Source organism: Rhizobium sp. TRM96647 (genome assembly GCF_025780115.1).
Taxonomy (GTDB): domain Bacteria; phylum Pseudomonadota; class Alphaproteobacteria; order Rhizobiales; family Rhizobiaceae; genus Mycoplana.
In genome coordinates, this window is record NZ_JAOXHF010000006.1 from 181,965 (window position 1) to 203,329 (window position 21,365).

The 21,365-nt window shown below is 65.4% G+C and carries 20 protein-coding genes; 7 read left to right on the forward strand and 13 right to left on the reverse strand.

What is annotated here, in order from left to right:
• Positions 1-12: 12 nt before the first annotated feature.
• A complete protein-coding gene (locus OCK02_RS13505; protein ID WP_263813501.1) occupies positions 13-513 on the reverse strand; it encodes an RrF2 family transcriptional regulator in 501 nt (166 codons plus the stop codon).
• A gap of 172 nt (positions 514-685) precedes the next feature.
• Here OCK02_RS13505 and OCK02_RS13510 point away from each other — a divergent pair, with 172 nt between their 5' ends.
• Together OCK02_RS13510 and pdeM are read left to right on the forward strand one after the other, a co-directional pair.
• Positions 686-3,262 (forward strand): ligase-associated DNA damage response DEXH box helicase, encoded by a 2,577-nt coding sequence (locus OCK02_RS13510; protein WP_263813502.1) that lies wholly within the window; start codon positions 686-688, stop codon positions 3,260-3,262.
• Positions 3,263-3,275: 13 nt separating this feature from the next.
• Positions 3,276-4,001 (forward strand): ligase-associated DNA damage response endonuclease PdeM, encoded by a 726-nt coding sequence (pdeM, locus tag OCK02_RS13515; RefSeq protein ID WP_263813503.1) that lies wholly within the window; start codon positions 3,276-3,278, stop codon positions 3,999-4,001.
• Positions 4,002-4,305: 304 nt separating this feature from the next.
• On the opposite strand, the gene hmgA is transcribed toward pdeM, so the two are convergent.
• The 3 genes from hmgA to OCK02_RS13530 form a co-directional block, all read right to left on the reverse strand.
• Positions 4,306-5,667 (reverse strand): homogentisate 1,2-dioxygenase, encoded by a 1,362-nt coding sequence (hmgA, locus tag OCK02_RS13520; RefSeq protein ID WP_230807648.1) that lies wholly within the window; start codon positions 5,665-5,667, stop codon positions 4,306-4,308.
• 107 nt (positions 5,668-5,774) lie between these two features.
• Entirely contained in the window at positions 5,775-6,293 is a 519-nt protein-coding gene (locus OCK02_RS13525) for an RES family NAD+ phosphorylase (RefSeq protein WP_263813504.1), read from the reverse strand.
• Positions 6,290-6,679: an MbcA/ParS/Xre antitoxin family protein gene (locus tag OCK02_RS13530; protein WP_263813505.1), complete on the reverse strand. Its 390-nt coding sequence runs from the start codon at positions 6,677-6,679 to the stop codon at positions 6,290-6,292. The genes OCK02_RS13525 and OCK02_RS13530 overlap by 4 nt, the downstream gene beginning before the upstream one ends.
• A gap of 168 nt (positions 6,680-6,847) precedes the next feature.
• On the opposite strand from OCK02_RS13530, the gene OCK02_RS13535 reads away from it, so the two are divergent.
• The 5 genes from OCK02_RS13535 (at position 6,848) to OCK02_RS13555 (ending at position 12,767) form a co-directional block, all read left to right on the forward strand.
• Positions 6,848-7,165, forward strand: a complete 318-nt coding sequence (locus tag OCK02_RS13535; RefSeq protein ID WP_263813506.1) for a WGR domain-containing protein — start codon at positions 6,848-6,850, stop codon at positions 7,163-7,165.
• Positions 7,166-7,237: 72 nt separating this feature from the next.
• Positions 7,238-8,947 carry an ABC transporter ATP-binding protein gene (locus OCK02_RS13540; RefSeq protein WP_263813507.1) on the forward strand — a complete coding sequence of 570 codons (1,710 nt, stop codon included), beginning with the start codon at positions 7,238-7,240 and terminating at the stop codon, positions 8,945-8,947.
• A 118-nt stretch (positions 8,948-9,065) separates the two neighbouring features.
• Positions 9,066-9,950 carry a helix-turn-helix domain-containing protein gene (locus tag OCK02_RS13545; RefSeq protein WP_230807643.1) on the forward strand — a complete coding sequence of 295 codons (885 nt, stop codon included), beginning with the start codon at positions 9,066-9,068 and terminating at the stop codon, positions 9,948-9,950.
• A 170-nt stretch (positions 9,951-10,120) separates the two neighbouring features.
• Positions 10,121-12,346, forward strand: coding sequence for a TonB-dependent siderophore receptor (locus OCK02_RS13550; RefSeq protein WP_263813508.1), 2,226 nt, complete (start codon positions 10,121-10,123; stop codon positions 12,344-12,346).
• A 283-nt stretch (positions 12,347-12,629) separates the two neighbouring features.
• A complete protein-coding gene (locus OCK02_RS13555) occupies positions 12,630-12,767 on the forward strand; it encodes a DUF1127 domain-containing protein (protein WP_230807641.1) in 138 nt (45 codons plus the stop codon).
• 101 nt (positions 12,768-12,868) lie between these two features.
• Here OCK02_RS13555 and OCK02_RS13560 read toward each other — a convergent pair whose 3' ends face one another.
• From OCK02_RS13560 to OCK02_RS13600, 9 genes are all read right to left on the reverse strand, one after another.
• Positions 12,869-13,147 (reverse strand): PepSY domain-containing protein, encoded by a 279-nt coding sequence (locus OCK02_RS13560; RefSeq protein ID WP_263813509.1) that lies wholly within the window; start codon positions 13,145-13,147, stop codon positions 12,869-12,871.
• 548 nt (positions 13,148-13,695) lie between these two features.
• On the reverse strand, positions 13,696-14,496 hold the full coding sequence (locus tag OCK02_RS13565; protein ID WP_263813510.1) for an NAD-dependent epimerase/dehydratase family protein: 801 nt from the start codon (positions 14,494-14,496) through the stop codon (positions 13,696-13,698).
• A 67-nt stretch (positions 14,497-14,563) separates the two neighbouring features.
• Positions 14,564-15,844, reverse strand: coding sequence for a TRAP transporter large permease (locus OCK02_RS13570; protein ID WP_263813511.1), 1,281 nt, complete (start codon positions 15,842-15,844; stop codon positions 14,564-14,566).
• Positions 15,844-16,365 carry a TRAP transporter small permease gene (locus OCK02_RS13575; RefSeq protein WP_263813512.1) on the reverse strand — a complete coding sequence of 174 codons (522 nt, stop codon included), beginning with the start codon at positions 16,363-16,365 and terminating at the stop codon, positions 15,844-15,846. Before OCK02_RS13575 ends, OCK02_RS13570 begins: the two co-directional genes overlap by 1 nt.
• A gap of 88 nt (positions 16,366-16,453) precedes the next feature.
• The gene (locus OCK02_RS13580; RefSeq protein ID WP_230807636.1) at positions 16,454-17,428 is read right to left on the reverse strand and encodes a TRAP transporter substrate-binding protein; all 975 of its coding nucleotides are present in this window, start codon (positions 17,426-17,428) and stop codon (positions 16,454-16,456) included.
• Between the two features lie 64 nt (positions 17,429-17,492).
• Positions 17,493-18,374: an amidohydrolase family protein gene (locus OCK02_RS13585; RefSeq protein WP_263813513.1), complete on the reverse strand. Its 882-nt coding sequence runs from the start codon at positions 18,372-18,374 to the stop codon at positions 17,493-17,495.
• Position 18,375: 1 nt separating this feature from the next.
• The gene (locus tag OCK02_RS13590; protein ID WP_263813514.1) at positions 18,376-19,512 is read right to left on the reverse strand and encodes a mandelate racemase/muconate lactonizing enzyme family protein; all 1,137 of its coding nucleotides are present in this window, start codon (positions 19,510-19,512) and stop codon (positions 18,376-18,378) included.
• Between the two features lie 15 nt (positions 19,513-19,527).
• Positions 19,528-20,433 (reverse strand): 5-dehydro-4-deoxyglucarate dehydratase, encoded by a 906-nt coding sequence (gene kdgD, locus OCK02_RS13595; protein WP_263813515.1) that lies wholly within the window; start codon positions 20,431-20,433, stop codon positions 19,528-19,530.
• A gap of 71 nt (positions 20,434-20,504) precedes the next feature.
• Complete coding sequence (locus tag OCK02_RS13600; RefSeq protein WP_263813516.1) at positions 20,505-21,257, reverse strand: FadR/GntR family transcriptional regulator; 753 nt, start codon at positions 21,255-21,257, stop codon at positions 20,505-20,507.
• Positions 21,258-21,365 lie beyond the last annotated feature (108 nt).

A 21,365-nucleotide genomic window follows, 5' to 3' on the forward strand; every position in this document is an offset into this window, starting at 1 on the left:
GGTTGGCGGCGGTCAGTGCGAGCGGCGCTCATGCTGTTCGAGGAAGGCGCATCCGCGCGCGGCGATGGCGCCGTCCTCGTCTGTCATTGCGAGATCTCCGAGGATGTCGGCGATGGTGGTCTTGGCCAGTTCGGCGCGATAGGCCCGCTCGGCCCGCAGCATCGCCGCATTGATCCCGCACGGGCGCGTGAAGGACGTTTGCGGCAGCGGGTTCGGGCCGCGCTGGCGGATCTCCTTGCAGCGGAACGCCGGCGCGGGGCCTTCGACCGCAAGAACGATATCGAGAAGCGTGATCTCGTCGGGCCTGCGCGCCAGCCGGTAACCGCCGCGCGGTCCGGGAACGGTCTGCAGGATTCCCGCTCCCGACAGCGCCTGCAAATGCTTCAGCAGGTAGCTGGTCGAGGCTCCATGGAACTCCGCAAGCGCCGCCGCCGACAGCACGCCGTCGCCGGAAAGTCCTGCCAGCATCCCAACACTGTGGATCGCCTGTTCAACGCCGTCGCCGAGCTTCAAGATTGCCTCCTAAATCATGGATATTTTTTATCCATGATTAAGCGCCGAGTCAAGCAGCTTCCGCAAAGAGGCGACGGCGCTGCGGCTCACGTCGGCGTAACGTGTTGAATTCACCTGCGTTGCAAACCGAAATTCGATATCGTCGCTTCGTGATATGCGTTAGCTTCGCCCCGTGAGCGCGACCCATTCCACCGATCCTGGGCATGACGCCCTCCTGCCCCGCCCCTTTGCCGCGTGGTTTTCGGCGCGGGGATGGGCGCCGCGCGCGCATCAGCTGGAGCTACTTGCACGTTCACGGTCGGGCGAGAGCCTGCTTCTGATCGCCCCGACCGGCGCCGGCAAGACATTGGCCGGCTTCCTACCGTCGCTGATCGATCTTTTCGCCCGCGGGCGGATCCCGCCGGGATCGGGCTTCGCCGGCATCCACACCCTCTACATCTCGCCTCTCAAGGCGCTGGCCGTCGACATCGAGCGCAACCTCACGACGCCGGTGGAAGAGATGGGCCTGCCGGTGACGATCGAGACGCGGACGGGCGATACGCCGCAATCGAAGCGCCAGCGGCAGCGGCTGAACCCGCCGGACATTCTCCTGACCACGCCGGAACAACTGGCACTGCTGATCGCCAACGGCGAGGCGGAGCGCTTCTTCAAGGACCTTAAGTTCGTCGTCTTCGACGAGTTGCACTCACTCGTGACGTCCAAGCGCGGCCACCTGCTGTCGCTCGGGCTGGCGCGGCTGCGCCGGCTCGCGCCCGGCCTGCGCACCATCGGGCTTTCGGCGACGGTCGCAGAGCCGATGGACCTGCGCCGCTGGCTGGTCGAACAGGCGCCCGATGCCGACCACCATGCCGGCCTGGTGCTCGGGCCGGAAGGGGCGAGGCCGATCATCACCATCCTGAAGAGCGAGGAACGCATCCCTTGGTCCGGCCATTCGGCGCGCTACGCCATGCCGGAAGTCTACCAGGCGATCCGCGAGCACCGCACCGCGCTGCTCTTCGTCAACACCCGCAGCCAGGCGGAGATGCTGTTCCAGGAACTCTGGAACATCAACGAGGAGACGCTGCCGATCGCGATGCATCATGGCTCGCTCGACGTCGGCCAGCGCCGCAAGGTCGAGGCGGCGATGGCGGAGAATCGGCTGCGGGCGGTGGTCGCCACCTCGACACTCGATCTCGGCATCGACTGGGGCGACGTCGACCTCGTCATCCATGTCGGCGCGCCGAAGGGGGCCTCGCGGCTCGCCCAGCGCATCGGCCGGGCCAACCACCGCATGGACGAGCCGAGCCGGGCGATCCTGGTGCCGGCCAACCGCTTCGAGGTGATGGAGTGCCAGGCAGCACTCGATGCCAACTACATCGGCGTGCAGGATACGCCGCCGATGACCGAGGGCGCGCTCGACGTGCTCGCCCAGCACGTGCTCGGCATGGCCTGCGCGGCCCCCTTCGACGAGGATGCGCTGTTTGCCGAGGTTATCTCGGCAGCACCGTATGCGGCACTGCCGCGCGAGACGTTCGCCCGCGTCGTCGATTTCGTCGCCACCGGCGGCTATGCGCTGCGCACCTACGAGCGCTATGCGCGGATCCGCAGGACGAAGGACGGGCTGTGGCGCGTCTCCAACCCGCAGGTCGCGCAGCAGTACCGGATGAACCTCGGCACGATCGTGGAGATGCCGATGCTGAACCTGCGGCTCGTGCGGCGCAATGCGCGCGGCTCGCTCGGCCGGGGCGGCGCGAGCCTCGGCAAGGTCGAGGAATATTTCCTGGAGACGATGACGCCCGGCGATACCTTTCTCTTTGCCGGCAAGGTGCTGCGCTTCGAGGCGATCCGCGAGAACGAATGCCTGGTCAGCCAGGCGTTCTCGATGGATCCGAAGGTGCCGGTCTATGCCGGCGGCAAGTTTCCGCTGTCGACCTATCTGGCCGAGCAGGTGCGGGCGATGCTGGCCGATCAGGAGCGCTGGCGGGCCCTGCCGGCGCAGGTTCGCGACTGGCTGGCGATTCAGGACGACGTCTCGATGCTGCCGCGGCGCGACGAACTTCTGATCGAGACCTTCCCGCGCGGCAGCCGCCACTACATGGTCGCCTATGCCTTCGAGGGGCGGCTGGCGCACCAGACGCTCGGCATGTTGCTGACGCGCCGGCTGGAGCGGGCGGGCCTGAAACCACTCGGTTTCGTCGCCACGGACTACTCACTGGCCGTCTGGGCGCTGGACGACCTGGGGGCTGCGTTCAGGGCCGGCCGGCCATCGCTTTCGGACCTCTTCGACGAGGACATGCTCGGCGACGACCTGGAGGCCTGGCTCGACGAAAGCTGGATGCTAAAACGCACCTTCCGCAATTGCGCCGTGATCGCAGGGTTGATCGACCAGCGTCACCCGGGCCGGGAAAAGACCGGGCGGCAGGTGACGGTCTCGGCCGACCTGATCTATGACGTGCTGCGCAGCCACGAGCCGGATCACATCCTCCTGCACGCAACCCGGCAGGATGCGGCGGCCGGGCTTTTGGACATCGCCCGGCTCGGCGCTATGCTGAACCGAATCAGGGGGCACATCACCCACCGGGCGCTCGATCGGATCTCGCCGCTCGCAGTCCCGGTCATGCTGGAGATCGGCAAGGAGCCGGTCACCGGCGAGGCGCACGACCAGGTCCTGGCCGAGGCGGCGGAAGACCTGATCGCCGAGGCCATGGGCGAGGCGGCGATGCGCGAGGCCGAAACAAGCCGGCGCGAGATCGGCCGCCGAGAAGAATGACAATGGAGTGCCGATGAACAGGCTCGCGCTTGCCGCGATGGAGATCGAGGATTTCGGCGCGCTGTCGGCCCGCACGGTCGTCGCCGGCGTCGAGGCCGTGTGCGATCCGTTCGGCGCGCTCTACCTGCCGGCGACGCGGCTCCTCGTCGTTTCCGACCTGCATCTGGAAAAGGGCGCGGCCTTTGCGCGCCGCGGCATGCTGCTGCCGCCCTATGACACGCTGGCGACGCTGAAGATCCTCGAAGCCGTCATCGCGCGGCACGACCCGGCCGTCGTCGTCAGTCTCGGCGACAACTTCCACGACCGCGTCGGCTCGGCGCACCTGCCGGAGGCTTTCCGCGCCCGGATCGGGCAGATGGCGCGCGGGCGCGACTGGATCTGGATCAACGGCAACCACGACCCGGACGGCACCACCGGCCTGCCGGGCCAGTCGGCCGACGAGCTCCACTATGCCGGGCTCGCCTTCCGCCACGAACCCTCGGACAAGGACGGCGCCGGCGAAATCGCGGGGCACCTGCACCCTTCGGCAACCGTGCGCCGGCGGGACAAGTCGGTGCGCCGGCCCTGCTTCGCCACGGACGGAAGACGGCTGCTGATGCCGGCCTTCGGCGTCACCACGGGCGGGCTCGACCTGCGCCACCGCGCGATGGCGGGACTGTTCGAACGCGAGACGCTGGTGGCGCATCTGCTCGGCCGCGACCGCGTCTATTCGGTGCGCTTCGCCAATCTGCTGGCCTGAACGCGTAATACCAACCTGCACTGATATTGACCGATTGCGTGGGACCGCCTGCGGTCATCCGGCAAGGAGCATACCGCAGAGCGATGCCTGGGCATCGGTCGAGGATTGCGACGCTGTCGGTGGCCGACAGGCGGCCCACCCGGAGGGCCGGGCGCTTTTGGCCTGCGGACGGCGTCGAAAATCCTCGCCGGACCGACAGGTCCGGCTGCGGTTTCCTCCTGGCCGCAGGCCAAAATCGCTCCGGCGCAATCGGTCAATATCACTGCAGGTTGGTATAAGGCGCTGCCGGGCCGCTCTCCTGCCACTACTTGATGCCCGGCGTGCCGTCGAAGCGGCGCTCGAGCCCGTCCCAGCATTCGATGTAGTTGTCCTGCAACGTCTCCAGTTCGGCGGCGAACTTCGTCAGTTGCTGCGGGAAACGGGTCTCGAACATGAAGGCCATGGTGTGGTCCAGCTTGACCGGCTTCAGTTCCACGCTCGATGCCTTGTCGAAGCCGGTGGCGTCCGGGCCGTGCGGCAGCATCATGTTGTGCAGGCTCATGCCGCCGGGAACGAAGCCCTGCTCCTTGGCATCGTACTGCCCGTGGATCAGTCCCATGAACTCGCTCATGATGTTGCGGTGGTACCAGGGCGGACGGAAGGTGTGCTCGGCGACCAGCCAGCGCGGCGGAAAGATGACGAAGTCGATGTTCGCCGTCCCCTCCTCGCCCGACGGCGCCGTCAGCACCGTGAAGATCGACGGATCCGGATGGTCGAAGAGAATGGCGCCCACCGGCGAATAGGTCCTGAGGTCGTATTTGAACGGCGCGTAGTTGCCGTGCCAGGCGACGACATCGAGCGGCGAGTGGCCGATCTCGGTGACGTAGAACCGGCCGCACCATTTCACATGCACCCTGCAGGGCGTCTCCTTGTCCTCGAAGGCGGCGACCGGGGTCTTGAAGTCGCGCGGGTTGGCCAGGCAGTTCGCGCCGATCGGCCCGCGGTCTGGAAGCGTGAATTTCGCGCCGTAATTCTCGCAGACATAGCCGCGCCAGCTGTCGCTCTCGCCGAGGCGGGTGACCTTGAACATCATCCCGCGCGGGATCAGGCAGATCTCCAGCGGCTCGACGTCGATGATGCCCATCTCCGTGAACACCCGGACCGCGCCCAGTTGCGGCACGACGAGCAATTCGCCGTCGGCGTCGAAGAAATAGTCGTCGACCATGTCGGCATTGAAGACATAGGCGTGCGCGGCCATGCCCGTCTGGGTCAGCGCGTCGCCGGCCGAGGTCATCGTGCGGATGCCCTCGATGAAATTCAGCGTCTCCACTGGTGCGGGCAACGGGTCCCAGCGCAACTGGCCGAGCGGCAGCGAATGATCGTCCAGGCACGGCGCCGTCTTCCAGAACGGATAGCTCGCATTGGAGAAGCGGCGGGCGTGGCGGACGGAGGGGCGGATGCGGTAGAGCCAGGACCGCTCGTTCGTCCCGCGCGGGGCGGTGAACGGCGAGCCGGACAGCTGCTCGGCATAGAGGCCGTAGTTGCAGCGCTGCGGGCTGTTCTGCCCCTGTGGCAGGGCGCCGGGAAGGGATTCCGTCTCGAAGTCGTTGCCGAAACCCGGCATGTATCCCGGTGTGTTCGACGTCACCGCGCCCTCAGTGACCGCTTCATGGGCCTTGTCCAGCATGGCGTCCACCTCCTCCGCAAACGGCCGATCCAGAATTGGTTACAGACGTAACTGTCAAATATGTAACTATCAAGCAACGTGCACGCGCACGGCGCCGGCCGCTTGCGCTATCGCCAGGAAAGCTGGTCCTTCGGCAGGCGGCCGCTGGGGTCGAACACCGTGACGCGGTGCGGCAGGCCCGGTCCCCAGTCCCAGAGGACGAGGTTGTGGTCGCTTTCGTCGGCGCCGGGCGCAAAGCTCGGCACGACGATGCCGGCGACGTTCCGCGCCGCGAGACGGTCGTGGACGGCCCAGGACGCCGGCCGCCGGCCCTCTGCGACCGCCATGGCCCAGGCACAGGCAAGCTCGTCCAGGGCGACGCCGGCCGACAGGCGGCCCTCGGCCGTGGAGAGGTCGGCAATGTCCTCGCAGTCTATGTCGTAGGAGCAGAGGACGCACGGGTCGATGCGATGCGCAAAGCCCTGGTTGGCCTCCTTTATCGCCGTCATGACGCTGAGACCGAGGTAGAGCGCCGGCACCCCGCGCGGATTGAACCGGGCGCCCCGGATCGCCGCACCCTCCCCCGATATCGGCCTGAACGACCAACGCGGGTCATGCGCCCGGTAGGCCGTGCCGACAAACCTCACGCAAACCCGCCGAGCGCGACATGGTCGAGATAGTCGCGCACGGCCGAAGCCTTGCCGTCCTTCACCAGTGCCTCGGCGGTCCGCCCGCCGAAGGCGGCGATCGGCTGGGCCCGGTACCAGGCCATGGCCTGCTCCTTGCCGCCGGCCCACTCGCTGATCCGGCTGATGATCTCCAGCATCTCGCGCAGCCGGCCTTGCGTCTTCGCGCCACGGCTGCGCTCGGCGCGGTAGAGCGTCTCGCGGGCAAGGCCGGCCGTCTCCGCCAGCTGGCTCTTCGACATGCCGAAGCCGTCCGCGACCTCGTCGGCGGCGATCTTGCCGCCCGGACCCATATAGGCGAGCACCAGCGGCGCGCCGTCCTGCCGGATCTTCACTGCCTGTACCATGTCAATACCGCCATATCCGTTGCCATCTTTTCAATGCGAAATATATGGCATCGAGGCCCGATCCACAAGGGCGTGGCCACCGCAGGCATCACAAGGATGAATCGGTCGGCGTCAACCGATTCAAACCTTTCATTGGACGATCGATTCGCCGTCCGCGAGACTCTCCCCATGAGTGAAGCGCCCTCGCCCCCGACCGACACCATCGTCCTGCGCCGCATCGATCCGGCCCGCAACATGGCACGCTACTACGCGCTGACGCTCGAACCCACCTTGTTCGGGGAGGTCGCCGTCATGCGCCACTGGGGGCGGATCGGGACCCGCGGCCGCAGCAAGTCCTGCTTTCTCGGGTCGATGGAGGCCGCCCGCACGGCCCTTCGCCGCCAGGCCGAGCAGAAGAAGCGACGCGGATACGGGGCGAATGCCCTCCCAGCCGAGCCCGACCTGCCGGACCGGCTTTCACCGTCGTGTGACACGGGTAACGCATAACGGGCTTCCAAAATGCGGCGCCAGCCTATAGTTGACGGCGAAACTCAGTTTTTCGTCAGGACCGCCGGCCTCATGCTTGCACGCTTCTTTTCCTACTATGCTCCCTACAAGAAGCTGTTCGTGCTGGACTTCGGCTGCGCGGTCTTCGCCGGACTGCTCGAACTCGGCTTTCCGCTGGCGATCAAGTTCTTCATCGACGACCTGCTGCCCGGCCAGAACTGGGGGCTGATCCTCGGCGCGGCCGCGATCCTGCTCGGGATCTACATCACCAATGCCGGCCTGATGGCGATCGTCACCTACTGGGGCCATGCGCTCGGCATCAGCATCGAGACCGACATGCGCCGCAGCGCCTTCGACCACCTGCAGAAACTGTCCTTCTCCTACTACGACGAGCACCAGACCGGGCACATCATCACCCATGTCACCAAGGATCTGGAGGAGGTCGGCGAGGTCGCCCACCACGGGCCGGAGGACCTGTTCATCGCCATCATGACCTTCGTCGGCGCGTTTGCGCTGATGTTCATGGTGCATCCGCCGCTGGCGCTGATGACGCTCGTGATCGTTCCCTTCATGGCCTGGCTCGTCAGCCGCTACGGCGCGCGCATGACCCGCAACTGGCAGCGCCTGTTCGGCCAGATCGGCGACTTCAACTCGCGCGTCGCCGAAAGCGTCGGCGGCATCCGGGTGGTGAAGGCCTTCGCCAACGAGGACCACGAGCGCATGCTGTTCTCGAAGAACAACGAGAACTACCGCAGGACCAAGCTCAACGCCTATGCCTACATGACCGCCAGCATCGCGATGAGCTATCTCAGCACGCGCCTCGTGCAACTGCTCGTCATGGTGGCGGGGACCTGGTACGTGATGCAGGGAAGCCTCAGCTATGGCGGGCTCGTCAGCTTCATCCTGCTGATCGACGTCTTCTTCCGTCCGATCGACAAGATCACCTCCGTGCTGGAAAGCTACCCGAAGGGCATCGCCGGTTTCCGTCGCTTCACCAGCCTGATCGACACGGCTCCCGACATTGCCGACAGCCCTGATGCAATCGCAGTCGACAGTCTTTCCGGCGATATCGTCTACCGGAACGTCAGCTTCGCCTATGGCGACGGCCGGCGCGTGCTCGATCGCCTGGACCTGACGATCCGGCAGGGCGAGTCGGTTGCCTTCGTCGGCGCATCGGGTGCGGGCAAGACCACCATCTGCTCGCTGCTGCCGCGCTTCTACGAGGTCGAGGACGGCAGCATCACCATCGGCGGCATCGACATCCGCAAGATGACGCAGGCATCGCTGCGCGCGCAGATCGGCATCGTCCAGCAGGACGTCTTCCTCTTCGGCGGCACGATCCGCGAGAACATCGCCTATGGCAGGCTCGACGCCTCCGACGAGGAAATCGCGGACGCCGTGCGGCAGGCGCGGCTCGAAGATCTGGTCGCCACGCTTCCCGAAGGGCTCGACACGGTGGTCGGCGAGCGCGGCGTGAAGCTGTCCGGCGGGCAGAAGCAGCGGCTCGCGATCGCCCGGATCTTCCTCAAGAACCCGCCGATCCTGATCCTCGACGAGGCCACCTCGGCGCTCGACACGGTGACGGAACAGGCGATCCAGCGGTCGCTGGCGGAGCTGTCGCAGGGGCGCACGACGCTCATCATCGCCCATCGCCTTGCGACCATCCGCAATGCCGATCGCATCGTCGTCATCGACGAAGGCGGCATCGTCGAGCAGGGCGGCCCCCAGGAACTGCAGCGCAGCGGCGGCATCTACTCACGCCTGCTGCACGCGCAATCCTAGCCGTGCGGTGGCTGCCGGTTGCAATATCCGGCGCACTGCGCTATCAAAACATGATTAAAATAGACAAGTTTTACGGCAGGGCACCCGGGGAGGCATGCTTGGCCGATCGGACGGGGCCATGACCTTTCAGCCGCGCATGCACAACAAGATCAGCGGGTTCAACGTCGTCGGCGGCCTGCAGCGGCGCCATTGGAACGGCATCGTCGCCGACCTCTGGGAGGTGGAATGCGCCCCGGATGCGGGCGGCTTCTATGTCGGCGAGGATCCGCGCGTCTTCATCATGCTCGAGGCCCGCGGCGGCGGCAATTGCAACCTCAAGGTATCGCCGCAGGAACGAGGCATCGTCCAGAACTACCACAGCCAGGCCATCTCCTACGTGCCGGCCGGGATGGAGTTGTGGGCCGAGGTGATCGACCTCAGCTTCGTCCGTCATCTCGACCTGCATTTCGACATCGAGGTGCTCCAGCGCCGGCTGATGGAGGATTTCGACGCCCGGCCGATCGAGACGCCGCGGCTGATGTTCGACGATCCGCGGATCATGGCCCTGGCGGAACTGATCGCCGCCGAATGCGCCAATCCCCAGCCCCTGCACGACCTTTACGGCGACGGGCTGTCGCTGGGCCTCATCATCGACCTGATGAAGGTCAACCGGGCCGAGCCGCGCAAGCGCAGCCAGCTCGCCACCTGGCAGTTGCGCCGCGCGGTCGACTATGTCGAGGAGAATTGCCTGCGCAGCATCCGGCTGGAGGAGCTTGCGTCCCTCACCGGCCTGTCGCAGTCCCATTTCAGCCATGCCTTCAAGGCCTCCACCGGGATCGCCCCGCACCAGTGGCAGATGAAGGCACGGCTCGAGCGGGCAAAGGACCTGCTGCTCAAGCCGCAGGCGACGCTGACCACCATCGCCGCGGAGACCGGCTTTGCCGATCAGGCGCATTTCACCCGCGTGTTCCGCAAGACGGTCGGGATCACGCCGGCACGCTGGCGAAAGATGAAGCTCGGCTGAAGCCTGGCAACCGACACAATTGCGGCAAAGCTGTGTGCACCGCGAAAAAGAGCCAAGAACGTTCAATTTTCACCGATGAGAACAAGCACCCCGGATTAAGTTGATATAACTGCTCATGTTAATAGCCGCCCATTTCGGCGGCGTTTTCAGGCAGTGGGGACAAACGGACTATGGCGAAGCAAGGCGTCTATTCGGCGGGCATCCGTCTCAAGAGGATCCTGAGCGGCAGCGTCGCATTGGCGACGATCCTGGCGGCCGGCGCCGCCGTGGCGCAGGAACAGGATCCGACGCGCCTTGCGCCCGTCATCGTCGAGGGCGCCGGCGGGGCGGCCAGTGCGGCGACCGGCCCGGTCGACGGCTACGTCGCCAAGGAGACGACCACCGGCTCCAAGACCGACACGCCGCTGTCAGAGATCCCCCAGTCGGTCTCCGTGATCGGTCGCGAGGAGATCGACGACCGCGGCGCCGTCAACAAGGTCGACGAGATCCTCCGCTACACGCCAGGCGTGACGACCCAGCCCTTCGGCGTCGATGCCGATACCGATTGGTTCTACATCCGCGGCTTCGACGCGACCCAGACCGGCGTCTTCCTCGACGGCCTGAACCTGTTCAGCTACGGCTTCGGCGGCTTCCAGATCGATCCCTTCATGCTCGAGCGCCTCGAGGTGCTGAAGGGGCCGGCCTCGGTGCTCTACGGCGGATCGAGCCCGGGCGGTATCGTCAACATGATCAGCAAGCGTCCGACCGGCGAGACCTCGACCTACGTCGAGACCGGCATCAACAGCAATGCCAACGGCTTTGCCGGCTTCGACGTCAACGGCATCCTCAACGAGGGCGTCAACTACCGCATCACCGGCAAAGTTTCCGGCGGGGAGAACTACACGGACTTCTCCAACGACCTGCGCGGCTTCATCCTGCCGCAGGTCACCATCGAGCGGGACGACGCGACGAGCCTGACGGTCTACGGCCTGCTGCAGGGCCTGGACCAGCGGCACACCGGCGGCAGCTTCCTGCCCTATATCGGCACGGTCGAGCCCGCCTCCTTCGGTAAGATCGACCGCAAGGCCTTCTTCGGCGAGCCCGACATCGACACCGGCACCTACGTCCAGCAGATGCTCGGCTATGAGTTCAAGCACGAATTCGACACCGGCTGGACGTTCAGCCAGAACCTGCGCTACGGCCACCTCTACAAGCACGAGGACGCGCCCTACACCTACGGCTACTACGATCCCGACGCGGTCTTCCCCGACCCGTCCTACGTGAACGCCCCAGTCACGCCGGACAATCTGCTCTATCGCCTCGGCTTCGAGCACACCTCCAAGGTCGACACCTTCGCGGTCGACAACCGCGTCGAGGGCGAGTTCGACACCGGCGCGCTCAATCACACAATGCTGATCGGGCTCGACTACAAGTACTACAGGCTCGACCAGGAGCAGGCCTCCTCGGCGGCCACGCCGATCAGCGCCACCGACCCGATCTACGGCGCGCCGCAGCCGGCGAATGCCATCTACATCAACCAGCTGATCACGCAGCAGCAACTCGGCGTCTACGCCCAGGACCAGATCCGCTTCGGGGATGGCTGGATCGTTACCCTGAACGGGCGTTACGACTACGTCGACACCAAGACGGAAAACGGGCCCACATTCTGGGATCCGGCCCAGAACTCCACATTCGACTACAACGAAAGCGCCCTCAGCGGCCGGGCCGGGCTCGCCTATGAATTTGCCAATGGTGTGACCCCCTATGTCAGCGCCTCGACCTTCTTCAACCCGATCGTGGCCGTCACCCTGACCGGCAACACCAAGCCCGAGGAAGGCGACCAGTTCGAGGCCGGCGTCAAATACGAGCCGACCTTCCTCGACGGGGTTTTGACCGCATCGGTCTACCAGCTCACCAAGCAGAATGTCGTCGTGACCGATCCGCTGACCCTGCTCTCCAGCCAGATGGGCGAAGTGCGCTCCCGCGGGTTCGAGCTGGAAGGAAAGTTCAATCTCAGCGAAAGCTGGAAGCTGATCGCCGGCCTCGAATTCATCGATCTCGAGATCACCGAGGACGCAAACACCGCGCTGATCGGCAACACGCCGTACCTCATCCCGGACAAGCAGGCGACGCTGTGGCTGGACTATACCGTCCAGGACGGAGCGTTCGAAGGGGTCAGCCTCGGCGCCGGCGTGCGCTATCGCGGCGAAAGCTGGGCCGACAACGAGAACACGGAGAAGGTGCCCGGCGCCACCGTCTTCGACGCCGGCATCCGCTACAACAAGAACGACTGGGGTGCGGCCCTCAACGTCACCAACCTGTTCGACAAGGAATATGTCAGCGGCTGCCAGGGATTGCTCACCTGCGGCTACGGCGATGCCCGCACCATCACCTTCAAGCTCAGCAAGAAGTGGTGAGCCGGCGCTCAGGCCGCCGACGATCGCATCAAGGGGGGAGAAGCCGCGGCTTCTCCCCCTTTTGTCTGACAGACTCCCGGAATACGAGACGATGGGTGAGACCGGATCGTCGTCCCGCCTCGCCCATTCTCCATTCGCACTGCAAGAAATTTGTGCACCGCATCGCGACTGCCGTCGCCCTGTGCGAGAGTAGACAAATTTGCATGCCTCTTCTGCAGGCTTATGCCTTCTTAATGGGCGCGGAATTGCCCATATGAGTGGCATCAAAGAATGGAGAAGAAAGATGAACATCCGTCAGAAAATCAAGGACTTTGCCGCCCGCCGCAAGGCTATCCGCGAGCTTCACATGCTCGACGACCACACGCTGGCCGATATCGGTATCTCGCGTTCGCAGATCCGCGCCGCCGTTGCCGGCCGCTAAGCGCCATTGACGCCTTCCATCGGCGACCGGCCACGGCCGGTCAGCCGATCAGGGGACGGCACACTCCCCATCGCAGCCAGCGGCTGCAGCAGGACGACAGCTCAGTCGTCGCCGTCGACGAACAGCTGCTCGCCGGTCTCGGGATGAAGACGGACTTCGATGTGGCGGCCGTCCCGATTGTGCCCCTTGATCTCGTAGCATCCGTCATCGATTTCGATTTCCCGAACCGCGACGCCAAGCTCCGCCACGCGAGCCTGCAACCGCCCTTCACTCATCCACTTGTTCAGTTGCACGTTGGGGCAACGGCGGTCGTCGTCGTCCGCATGCGCCATTGACGCGCTGGTGACGGCCAGGACAGTTGCGACGATAATTCTGTTCATGATGCTCTCCGTTCGCGTGGGCGTGCACGATTGCCGCCGACGGACGAACCATAGGCGGGCGCCCCTGAGCGCCGGCTGACGTTCGCTGTCAGCGAAACGTCAGGAAGGCATCCGGGCGAGAGCGAGAGCATGGACACGCACCCGCGGCGCCGCACGTGGTCGCGTGGCGAAGATCATCGATGTCGTGCAAGGCATACGACCTGCAGAATGCAGGCCTGGAAAAAAAGAAGCCCCAAAAACGAAAAGCCTGCCGCGGGAGGAGGTGCGGCAGGCTTTCCAAAAGAACCGAACAACAGCTGGGAGGAGGAGTGCTGTTGTTCTTCGCGAAAACCCCTGGGAGGAGGAGTGGGGCCCCCGCGACCTCGAAGCTCTGTGGGAGGAGGTACATCGCTTCGATAAGTCTGACTATACGCGAGTCGCGCCTAATTCATAGGCAGGATTTCACAGGTCAGCCATGCGTAAATCGAATAGCTCGATTGCGATGAAATGGCCAACTTCGTGTGCGCCGCAATACGCTGGCGAAAGTCCGACGACGGGGCCTGCGACGCTCAGCCGTCGGCCGGGTGCCCGGCCGTGACGAAGACGCCTCCCTGGTAGTGCGTGGCGGGATTGTCCGGATCCTCAGGCCCTGTCTGCGCCAGGACCTCGGCCCGCCACTTCGCCGCATTGTCCTTCGGCCGCCAGCCTAGGAAGGCGGCATTGCCGTTGTCCCACCACTGCTCGTCATTGTCGGAGGCGCCATAGACCACGACGTGCCCGATCCGGGGCGCGGCGAAGGCGCACTGGCAGAGCGACAGCAGATCACGCTTGCTGAGCCAGCTTGCCAGCATCCGCGGAGTCTTCGGTTGTTCCAGGCAGGATCCGATGCGCACCGACAGCGTCTCGACGCCGAACTTGTCGTGGTAGAGGCTCGCCACCGCCTCGCCGAACACCTTGGAGACCCCGTAGAGTGAATCGGGCCGCGGCACCACGGTGTTGTCGATGCGCTGATCGCGGCGATAGTAGCCGACCACGTGATTGGAGCTCGCAAAGACGATGCGCGGCCGGCCGTTGCGACGGGCGGCCTCGTAGAGATTGTAGAGGCCGACGATATTGCCCTGCAGGATCAGGTCGAACGGCCTTTCGACCGACACGCCGCCAAGATGGATGACGCCGTCGACGCCCTTCATGAGCGCGTCCACGGCTGCGGCATCCGCCAGGTCGCAACGGCGGAAACGCTCATGGGCTTGCAGGTCAGCGATATCGGTCAGGTCGGACAGAACCACTGTCTCCGCCAGCTCGGGCAGCAGGGGACGCAGCGCCGTTCCGACGCCACCCGCAGCACCCGTCATCAAGAGTGTCTTCAGCATCGGACCTCCTCGAATACCGTCCTGTCCAGCATATGCGGACCTTTCGAACCTGTCGCCATTCCGTCACCTAGCGAAACAGGCTCGGGAGCCATAGCGACAGGGCCGGAACGTAGGTGACCAGCAGCAGCACCGCGATGCTGGCACCGAAGAACGGCCAGATCGTGCGCATCGCCTCGCGAATCGTGATCTTGCCCACCGCGCAGCCGACGAACAGCACCGTGCCGACCGGCGGCGTATTGAGGCCGATGCCGGCGTTCAGGATCATCACCACGCCGAAATGCACGGGATCGATGCCGAAGGCCTTGACGACCGGCAACAGGATCGGCGTGCTGATGATGACCATCGGCGCCATGTCCATGAAGGTGCCGAGCACGAGCAGGATGACGTTGATCATCAGGAGCACGATGATCGGATTGTCCGAGATCGCGCTCATCAAGGCCACCAGCACCTGCTGGACCTGGAGGAACGACATCAGCCAGCTGAAGGAAGCGGCAGTGCCGATCACCAGCAGCACCATGGCCGTCGTGCGGACCGCCTGCAGCACGGCCTCGACGAAACCCGACCAGTCGAGTTCGCGATAGACCAGCAGCGCCACCAGCAGCGCATAGAACACGGCGATGCAGGAGCTCTCCGTCGCCGTGAAGATGCCGGAACGCACGCCGCCGAAGATGATGCCGATCAAGAGCAGCCCGGGGACGGAGGCCAGCAGATAGTAGACCAGCTTGCGAAAGCCCGGGAACGGCTCGGCGGGATAGCCGCGACGGCGGGCGACGAGATAGGCCGTGACCATCAGCGCGCCCGCCAGAAGCAGCCCCGGGATGATACCGGCGGTGAAGAGATCGGCGACCGAGACGTTGCCGCCGGCTGCGATCGAATAGAGGATCATGTTGTGCGACGGCGGGATCATCAGAGCGATGATCGCCGCGTTGACGGTGACGTTGACCGCGTAGCTCCGGTCATAGCCGCGCGCGGCCATCTGCGGGATCATCAGGCCGCCGACGGCGGAGGCGTCGGCGACCGCCGAGCCGGAAATGCCGCCGAACAGCGTGGAGGCGACGATATTGACCTGGCCGAGCCCGCCGCGCAGGTGGCCGACGATGCCGGCTGCGAACCGGATCAGCCGGTCGGCGATGCCGCCGCGCACCATCAGGTCGCCGGCAAAGATGAAGAACGGAATGGCCATCATGGCAAACACGTTCATTCCGGAATTCAACTGCTGGAAGACCACGATCGGCGGCAGGCCGATATAGAGCACGGTCGCAAGCGAAGCGATACCGAGGCAGAAGGCGATCGGCATGCCGATCATCATCAGCACGGTGAAAACGCCGAAGAGTACGGAATAGGCCATCACGCCACCTCCTGCGCGATGATGTCGGCTGCGGTATGCTCGCCGGCTGCGACGTCGACAAAGCGCTCGGCGGAAAAGATCGCGATCAGCACCCCGCCGACGATCATCGGGAAGAAGTCCACGCCGCCCGGCCAGCCGAGCACGGGGATGCTGGCCGCCCAGGTTCCGATGGCGAGAAGAGCGGAGTACCAGGTCATGGCAAGGCCGAAGAGCACCATCAGCCCGAGGCTGAGCAGATCCATCGTCCGCCGGGCCGCCGGCGAAGCGCCGTGCCGGACGAAATCGAGGCCGAGATGCACGCTCTCGCGCACGCCCACGGCGGCGCCGAGCATGATGAACCAGGACATCAGGTGCAGCGACAGCGGCTCCGACCAGCTCGGCGTGTCGTTCATCACATATCGTGCGAAGACCTGCCAGCCGACGATCGCCGTCATCGCGACCAGCCCGAAGCCGGATAGATAGAGTGAAGCCCGGCTGACCCAGCCGAGCACAGGCCGACTGGCCTGCAAGAAACGCGACATGACCTTTTCCTCCAAAGGCTCGGCCAGCGACGGGCGCGGCCGAAAGCAACGGGCCGCGCCGCAAGGCAACGGCGCGGCCCGTCATTGATCAGTTGATCGCGCGGATCCGCTCGAGCAGATCCTTCATCTGCGGGTCGGTGACGAACTTGTCGTAGACCGGCTTCATCGCATCGGCGAACTCGGCCTTGTCGACCGTGATCACATTGACGCCGGCCGCACGGACCTTTTCCTCGGAGTCCTTTTCGCGGGCCTGCCAGAGTTCACGCATCTTGACGACGGATTCCTTCGCGGCGGTGCGGAGCAGCGCCTGGTCCTCCGGCGAGAGCTTGTCCCAGCTGATCTTCGAGATCACGAGAATCTCCGGGTTCAGCGAGTGCTCGGTCAGCGTGTAGTTCTTGGAAACCTCGAAATGCCGCGAGGATTCGTAGGAAGGCCAGTTGTTCTCCGCCCCGTCCACCACGCCGGTCTCGAGCGACGAATAGACCTCGCCGAACGGCATCGGGGTGGCGTTGGCGCCGAAGGCCTCCATCATCGCGATCCAGAGATCCGACTGTTGGACGCGGATCTTCATGCCCTGCAGGTCCGCCAGCTTTTCGATCGGCTTCTTCGTCGTATAGAACGAACGCGCGCCGGAATCGTAGAAGGCAAGGCCAACCAACCCATGCGGCTCGAAAGCGGCGAGGATCTCGTCGCCGATCGGACCGTCCACGGTCTTGTGCATGTGCTCGGTCGAGCGGAACAGGAACGGCAGGCCGAGCACGACGGTCTGCGGCACCAGATTGTTGAACGGCGCGGCGTTGACGCGGTTCATGTCGATCACGCCGAAACGGGTCTGCTCGATCGTATCCTTCTCGCTTCCGAGGGCCGCGTTGTTGGTCACCTCGATCTTGATGCGCCCGTTGGTGCGCTCGCTGACCAACTGCCCCATGTATTTCACCGCCTCGACGGTCGGATAGCCGTCCGGATGGATGTCGGCCGACCGCAGGGTGATTTCCTGCGCATGCACGGTTCCTGCGGCAAGGGCGAGCCCCAGCGCCAGGCAAAGCGATTTTGCAATGTTCATGTTTTCCTCCTCCTCTTTTAAACGAATGCGTTCGCCGAACCTCCCCGTCCCGCGATTGCCGGTGTCAGCCGCTCCCCGTTGCGAACGGCGGCAAGCCAAAGAGCCGCTCGGGATTGTCCACCAGAGCCCGCCGACGGGCCTCCTCGTCCGGCAGCCATCCGAGCACCGTGTCGGTCAGCGCGGCATCGTCGGGATAGCTCCCGGTGGTCCTCGCAAGGTTATGCGGCCAGTTGGTTCCCCAGACGATCCGCTCGGGCGCATGGGCGGCGATCGCGCGGGCGACCGCGGCGACGTCCGCATAATCGGGCCCGCCGCTCCTGGACGATTCATAGGCGCCGGCGAACTTGAACCAGCAATTGCCGCCATCAATCAGGCGCCTGACCGCCGCGACCTCAGGGCTTTCCGGCGTGACGCCGCCGAAGAACTTGCCGTGGTGATCGAGCACCCAGCGCGACCTCAACCTCTTCAGGCGCGTCTCGTGTTCGAGGATATGGCTGCCGTCGAACTGGACGGCCATCATCCATCCCCGCGCCGATGCGCGGGCATCGACCGCCTCCAGTGCTGTGAGACCGACAGCCCCGCCGGGCAGGTCCATGATGCGGGCGCCGACGACGCCGGCCTCAGCCAGCGCATCGAGCGCGCCGTCCGGCTCCTCCCCCGCGATCGCCGCGACACCGCGGGCGCTCGGCCCCATGTCGGCAAGGCAGGCGAGGAGATTGGAATTGTCGCGCTGATGGGCGTTGCCCTGGGTGATGATGACCCGGTCGATCCCGAGCCAGGCCATGAGCCTGCGATACTGCCCGGCATCCGGAAGAGCTCCGCCCGGCAGCGGCGGGCCGCCCGCCTGGGCCGCAAATCCGGGCAGATACATATGCATCTGCGTATCCACCGCCCCCTTCGGGAGCCGTGTCAACGGCGCTCTTCCGGAAAGCGGCCTCTCGATCATTTCAGTCGTCCCTCATCCGGAACTCGGCCAGGGCATCGCGATCGATATCGATGCCGAGCCCGGGACCATCCGGGATTTTGACCACCCCGCGCACGTGCTCGATCGGCGTCCTGATGACGGCCTGGCGGAACGGATTCTCGGTGCGGTCGAATTCCAGGATCGGCTCGATCGGGTTGACGCGCACCGGGTTGGGGATCATCGCCGCCATGAACTGCAGGGCGGCGGCAATGTGGACGGCGGTGCCCCAGACATGCGGCACGACGCGCACGCCATGGAGGGCCGCGAGATCGGCGACCCGGCGGGCCTCGGTAAAACCGCCCACGCCGCAAAGGTCGGGCTGAAGAATGTCGACGGCGCGGGTCTCGACCGGCTCGCGCATGCCCCAGCGCGTGTGCCACGTCTCGCCGCCGGCAACCGGGATCGACTGGCCGGCGCGGACCGCGCGATAGGCGTCGAGCTGTTCGGGAACCACCGGCTCCTCGAACCAGTCTATGCCGTATTCGGCCGCACGACGGCCGAGCTCGACCGCCTCAAGCACGTCATAGCCGTGGTTGGCGTCCACCATCAGCCGCATGTCGGGGCCGATGGCCTCCCGCACCGCGCGGATGACGGCGAGATCCTGTTCGACGCCGAAACCGATCTTGATCTTGGTGGCGTGGAAGCCCTCTTCGCGGTAGCGCGCCGCATCTTCGGCATTGTCGGCCACCCTGTCGACGCCCTCGCGCTTGAAGCTGCCGGTAGCATAGGCGCGGACCTCCTCGCGGAACCGTCCGCCGAGCAGGGTCGAGACCGGAGCCTCGAAATGCTTTCCCTTGATGTCCCAGAGCGCGATGTCGATGCCGGACAGCGCGGTGATCGACAGGCCGCGCTGCCCCTGGTCGCGCAAGGCATTGTACAGCCGCGCCCAGATCTTCTCCGTCTCCAGCGGATCCGCGCCGATGAGCCACGGCCGGTAGGCGTCGACGACCGCCGCATTGGCCCGCGCCGGCCCCAGGCACTCGCCCCAGCCGACCAGGCCGTTGTCGCACTCGATCTCCACCAGCACATGCGCACGGCGATCGAAGCGCATCGACGCGCTCTCGAACGGCACGGCGAGCCGGTGCTCGAGCAGATGGGTGCGGACGGCGGCAATCTTCATCTCAGCGTTTCCAGGTCAGCGTTTCCATGGCGCGATCAGGGCCTCGAGCATGCCTTCTTCTTCGGCCGTCAGATCATCCAGCGGGGGCCGGACCTTGCCGGCCTGGAAACCCTGCAGCCGTACGCCCGCCTTGATGGCGGCCACCGCATAGCCCTTGCGCCGGCTGCGGATCGCCATGAACGGATAGAAGAATTCCTTCAGGATCGTCTCGCAGCGCGTCCGGTCGCCGCCACGCAGCGCCTTGTAGAACTCGACGGCGAGTTGGGGCACGAAGTTGAAGACCGCCGAGGAATAGGTGGTGAAGCCGGCGCCGAGATAGGCCTCGGCGAAGAGTTCCGCCGTCGGCATGCCGCCGAGATAGGTCAGCCGGTCGCCCATGGTCGCCGTCACCTGGCGCACCAGGCCGATGTCGCCCGTGCCGTCCTTGAAGCCGACGAGGTTTGGGCACTCGTCGCAAAGCCGCTTCAGCGTATCGACGGAGAGCACCGAATTGTCGCGATTGTAGACCATGACGCCGATGCCGACCGACTGGCAGATGCGCTTCACGTGCTGGTAGAGACCTTCCTGCGGCGCATCGATCAGATAGTGCGGCAGCAGCAGGATGCCGTCCGCGCCCGCCTTCTCGACCTCGCGCGCCAGTTCCACCCCGACGTGGCTGCCGAAGCCGCAGCCCGAGACGATCGCCGTCCTGCCGGCCGCCTCCTTGGCGGCGCGCACGATACCCGGGATCTCGGAAGGCGAAAGCGAGAAGAATTCACCGGTGCCGCCAGCGGCGAACAGGACCGGCGCCTCGAAACTGGCGAGCCAGTCGATATGCCTGCGGTAGCTCTCGGGCTGGAATTCACCCTCGCGGTCAAAATGCGTCACGGGAAACGAAAGCAGGCCAGCGCCCAGCGCTGCCTTGATCTCTTGCGGCGTCATGTGAAATTCCTCTGTCTGCCTCCTCCGGCATACTTGTAATACGTCTTACAGCAATTCCTGTCAATAAGTTATCATACAGGTTGGCGCTGCTCGCGCAACAGCGCGCGATAGCGGCCCTGGCTGCCGCGCAGGTGGCGGCGCATCGCCGCCCGCGCGCCCTCCTCGTCGCCGTTGGAAATGGCGGTCACGATGTCCTGGTGCTCCTGGAGGATCAGCTGGATATAGGCCGCCTGGTCCGTCTCCGCATCGTCGTTGCGAAGGGCCGCGCGCGGAATGACGTTCTTGCCGATCAGGGCGAGGAATTCGCGAAAGCGCGGATTGTTGGTGGCCTCGGCGATGGCGAGATGCAGGGCGAAATCCGCCTCGCTCGTCGGCACCGAGGCCTCGAGACAGGCGCGCACGGCAAAATGGCGCTCGAAGATCACCTCCTCCTGCGCCGGCGAACGCCGCAGCGCCGCAAGCCCGGCAGCCTCGACCTCCACGGCCGTGCGCAGTTCCAGAAGCTCGATCATCGAGGAGACGCGTTCATGATCGATGTTCCGCAGGAACAGGGGCGTCGGCGCCGGCACCTCCGCCTCGAGCACGAAGACGCCGGCGCCCTGCCGGGCCTCCACCAGCCGGTCCGCCCGCAGTGCTGCGATCGCCTCGCGCACCACCGTGCGGCTGACGCCGTGCGCTTCGGTCAACTGGGCCTCGCTCGGCAGCCGGCTTCCAGGCGGAAACTGCCCGCCCATGATCGCCTTCCTCAGTTCCTCGGCAAGGCGCGTGGTCAGTGTCCCGGGGGCTGCAGCGACCTTCGCTCCTGACCTGGCCTGGAAACTCATGCTCACCTCCCGCTTCGCACCCGAACCACCGGCACCCGGCAACGCGCCAGCTCATCCGACAAGTTAGGCTTTCAAAGCGATCTTATAACAAATTTTCGCCCGGCGTCA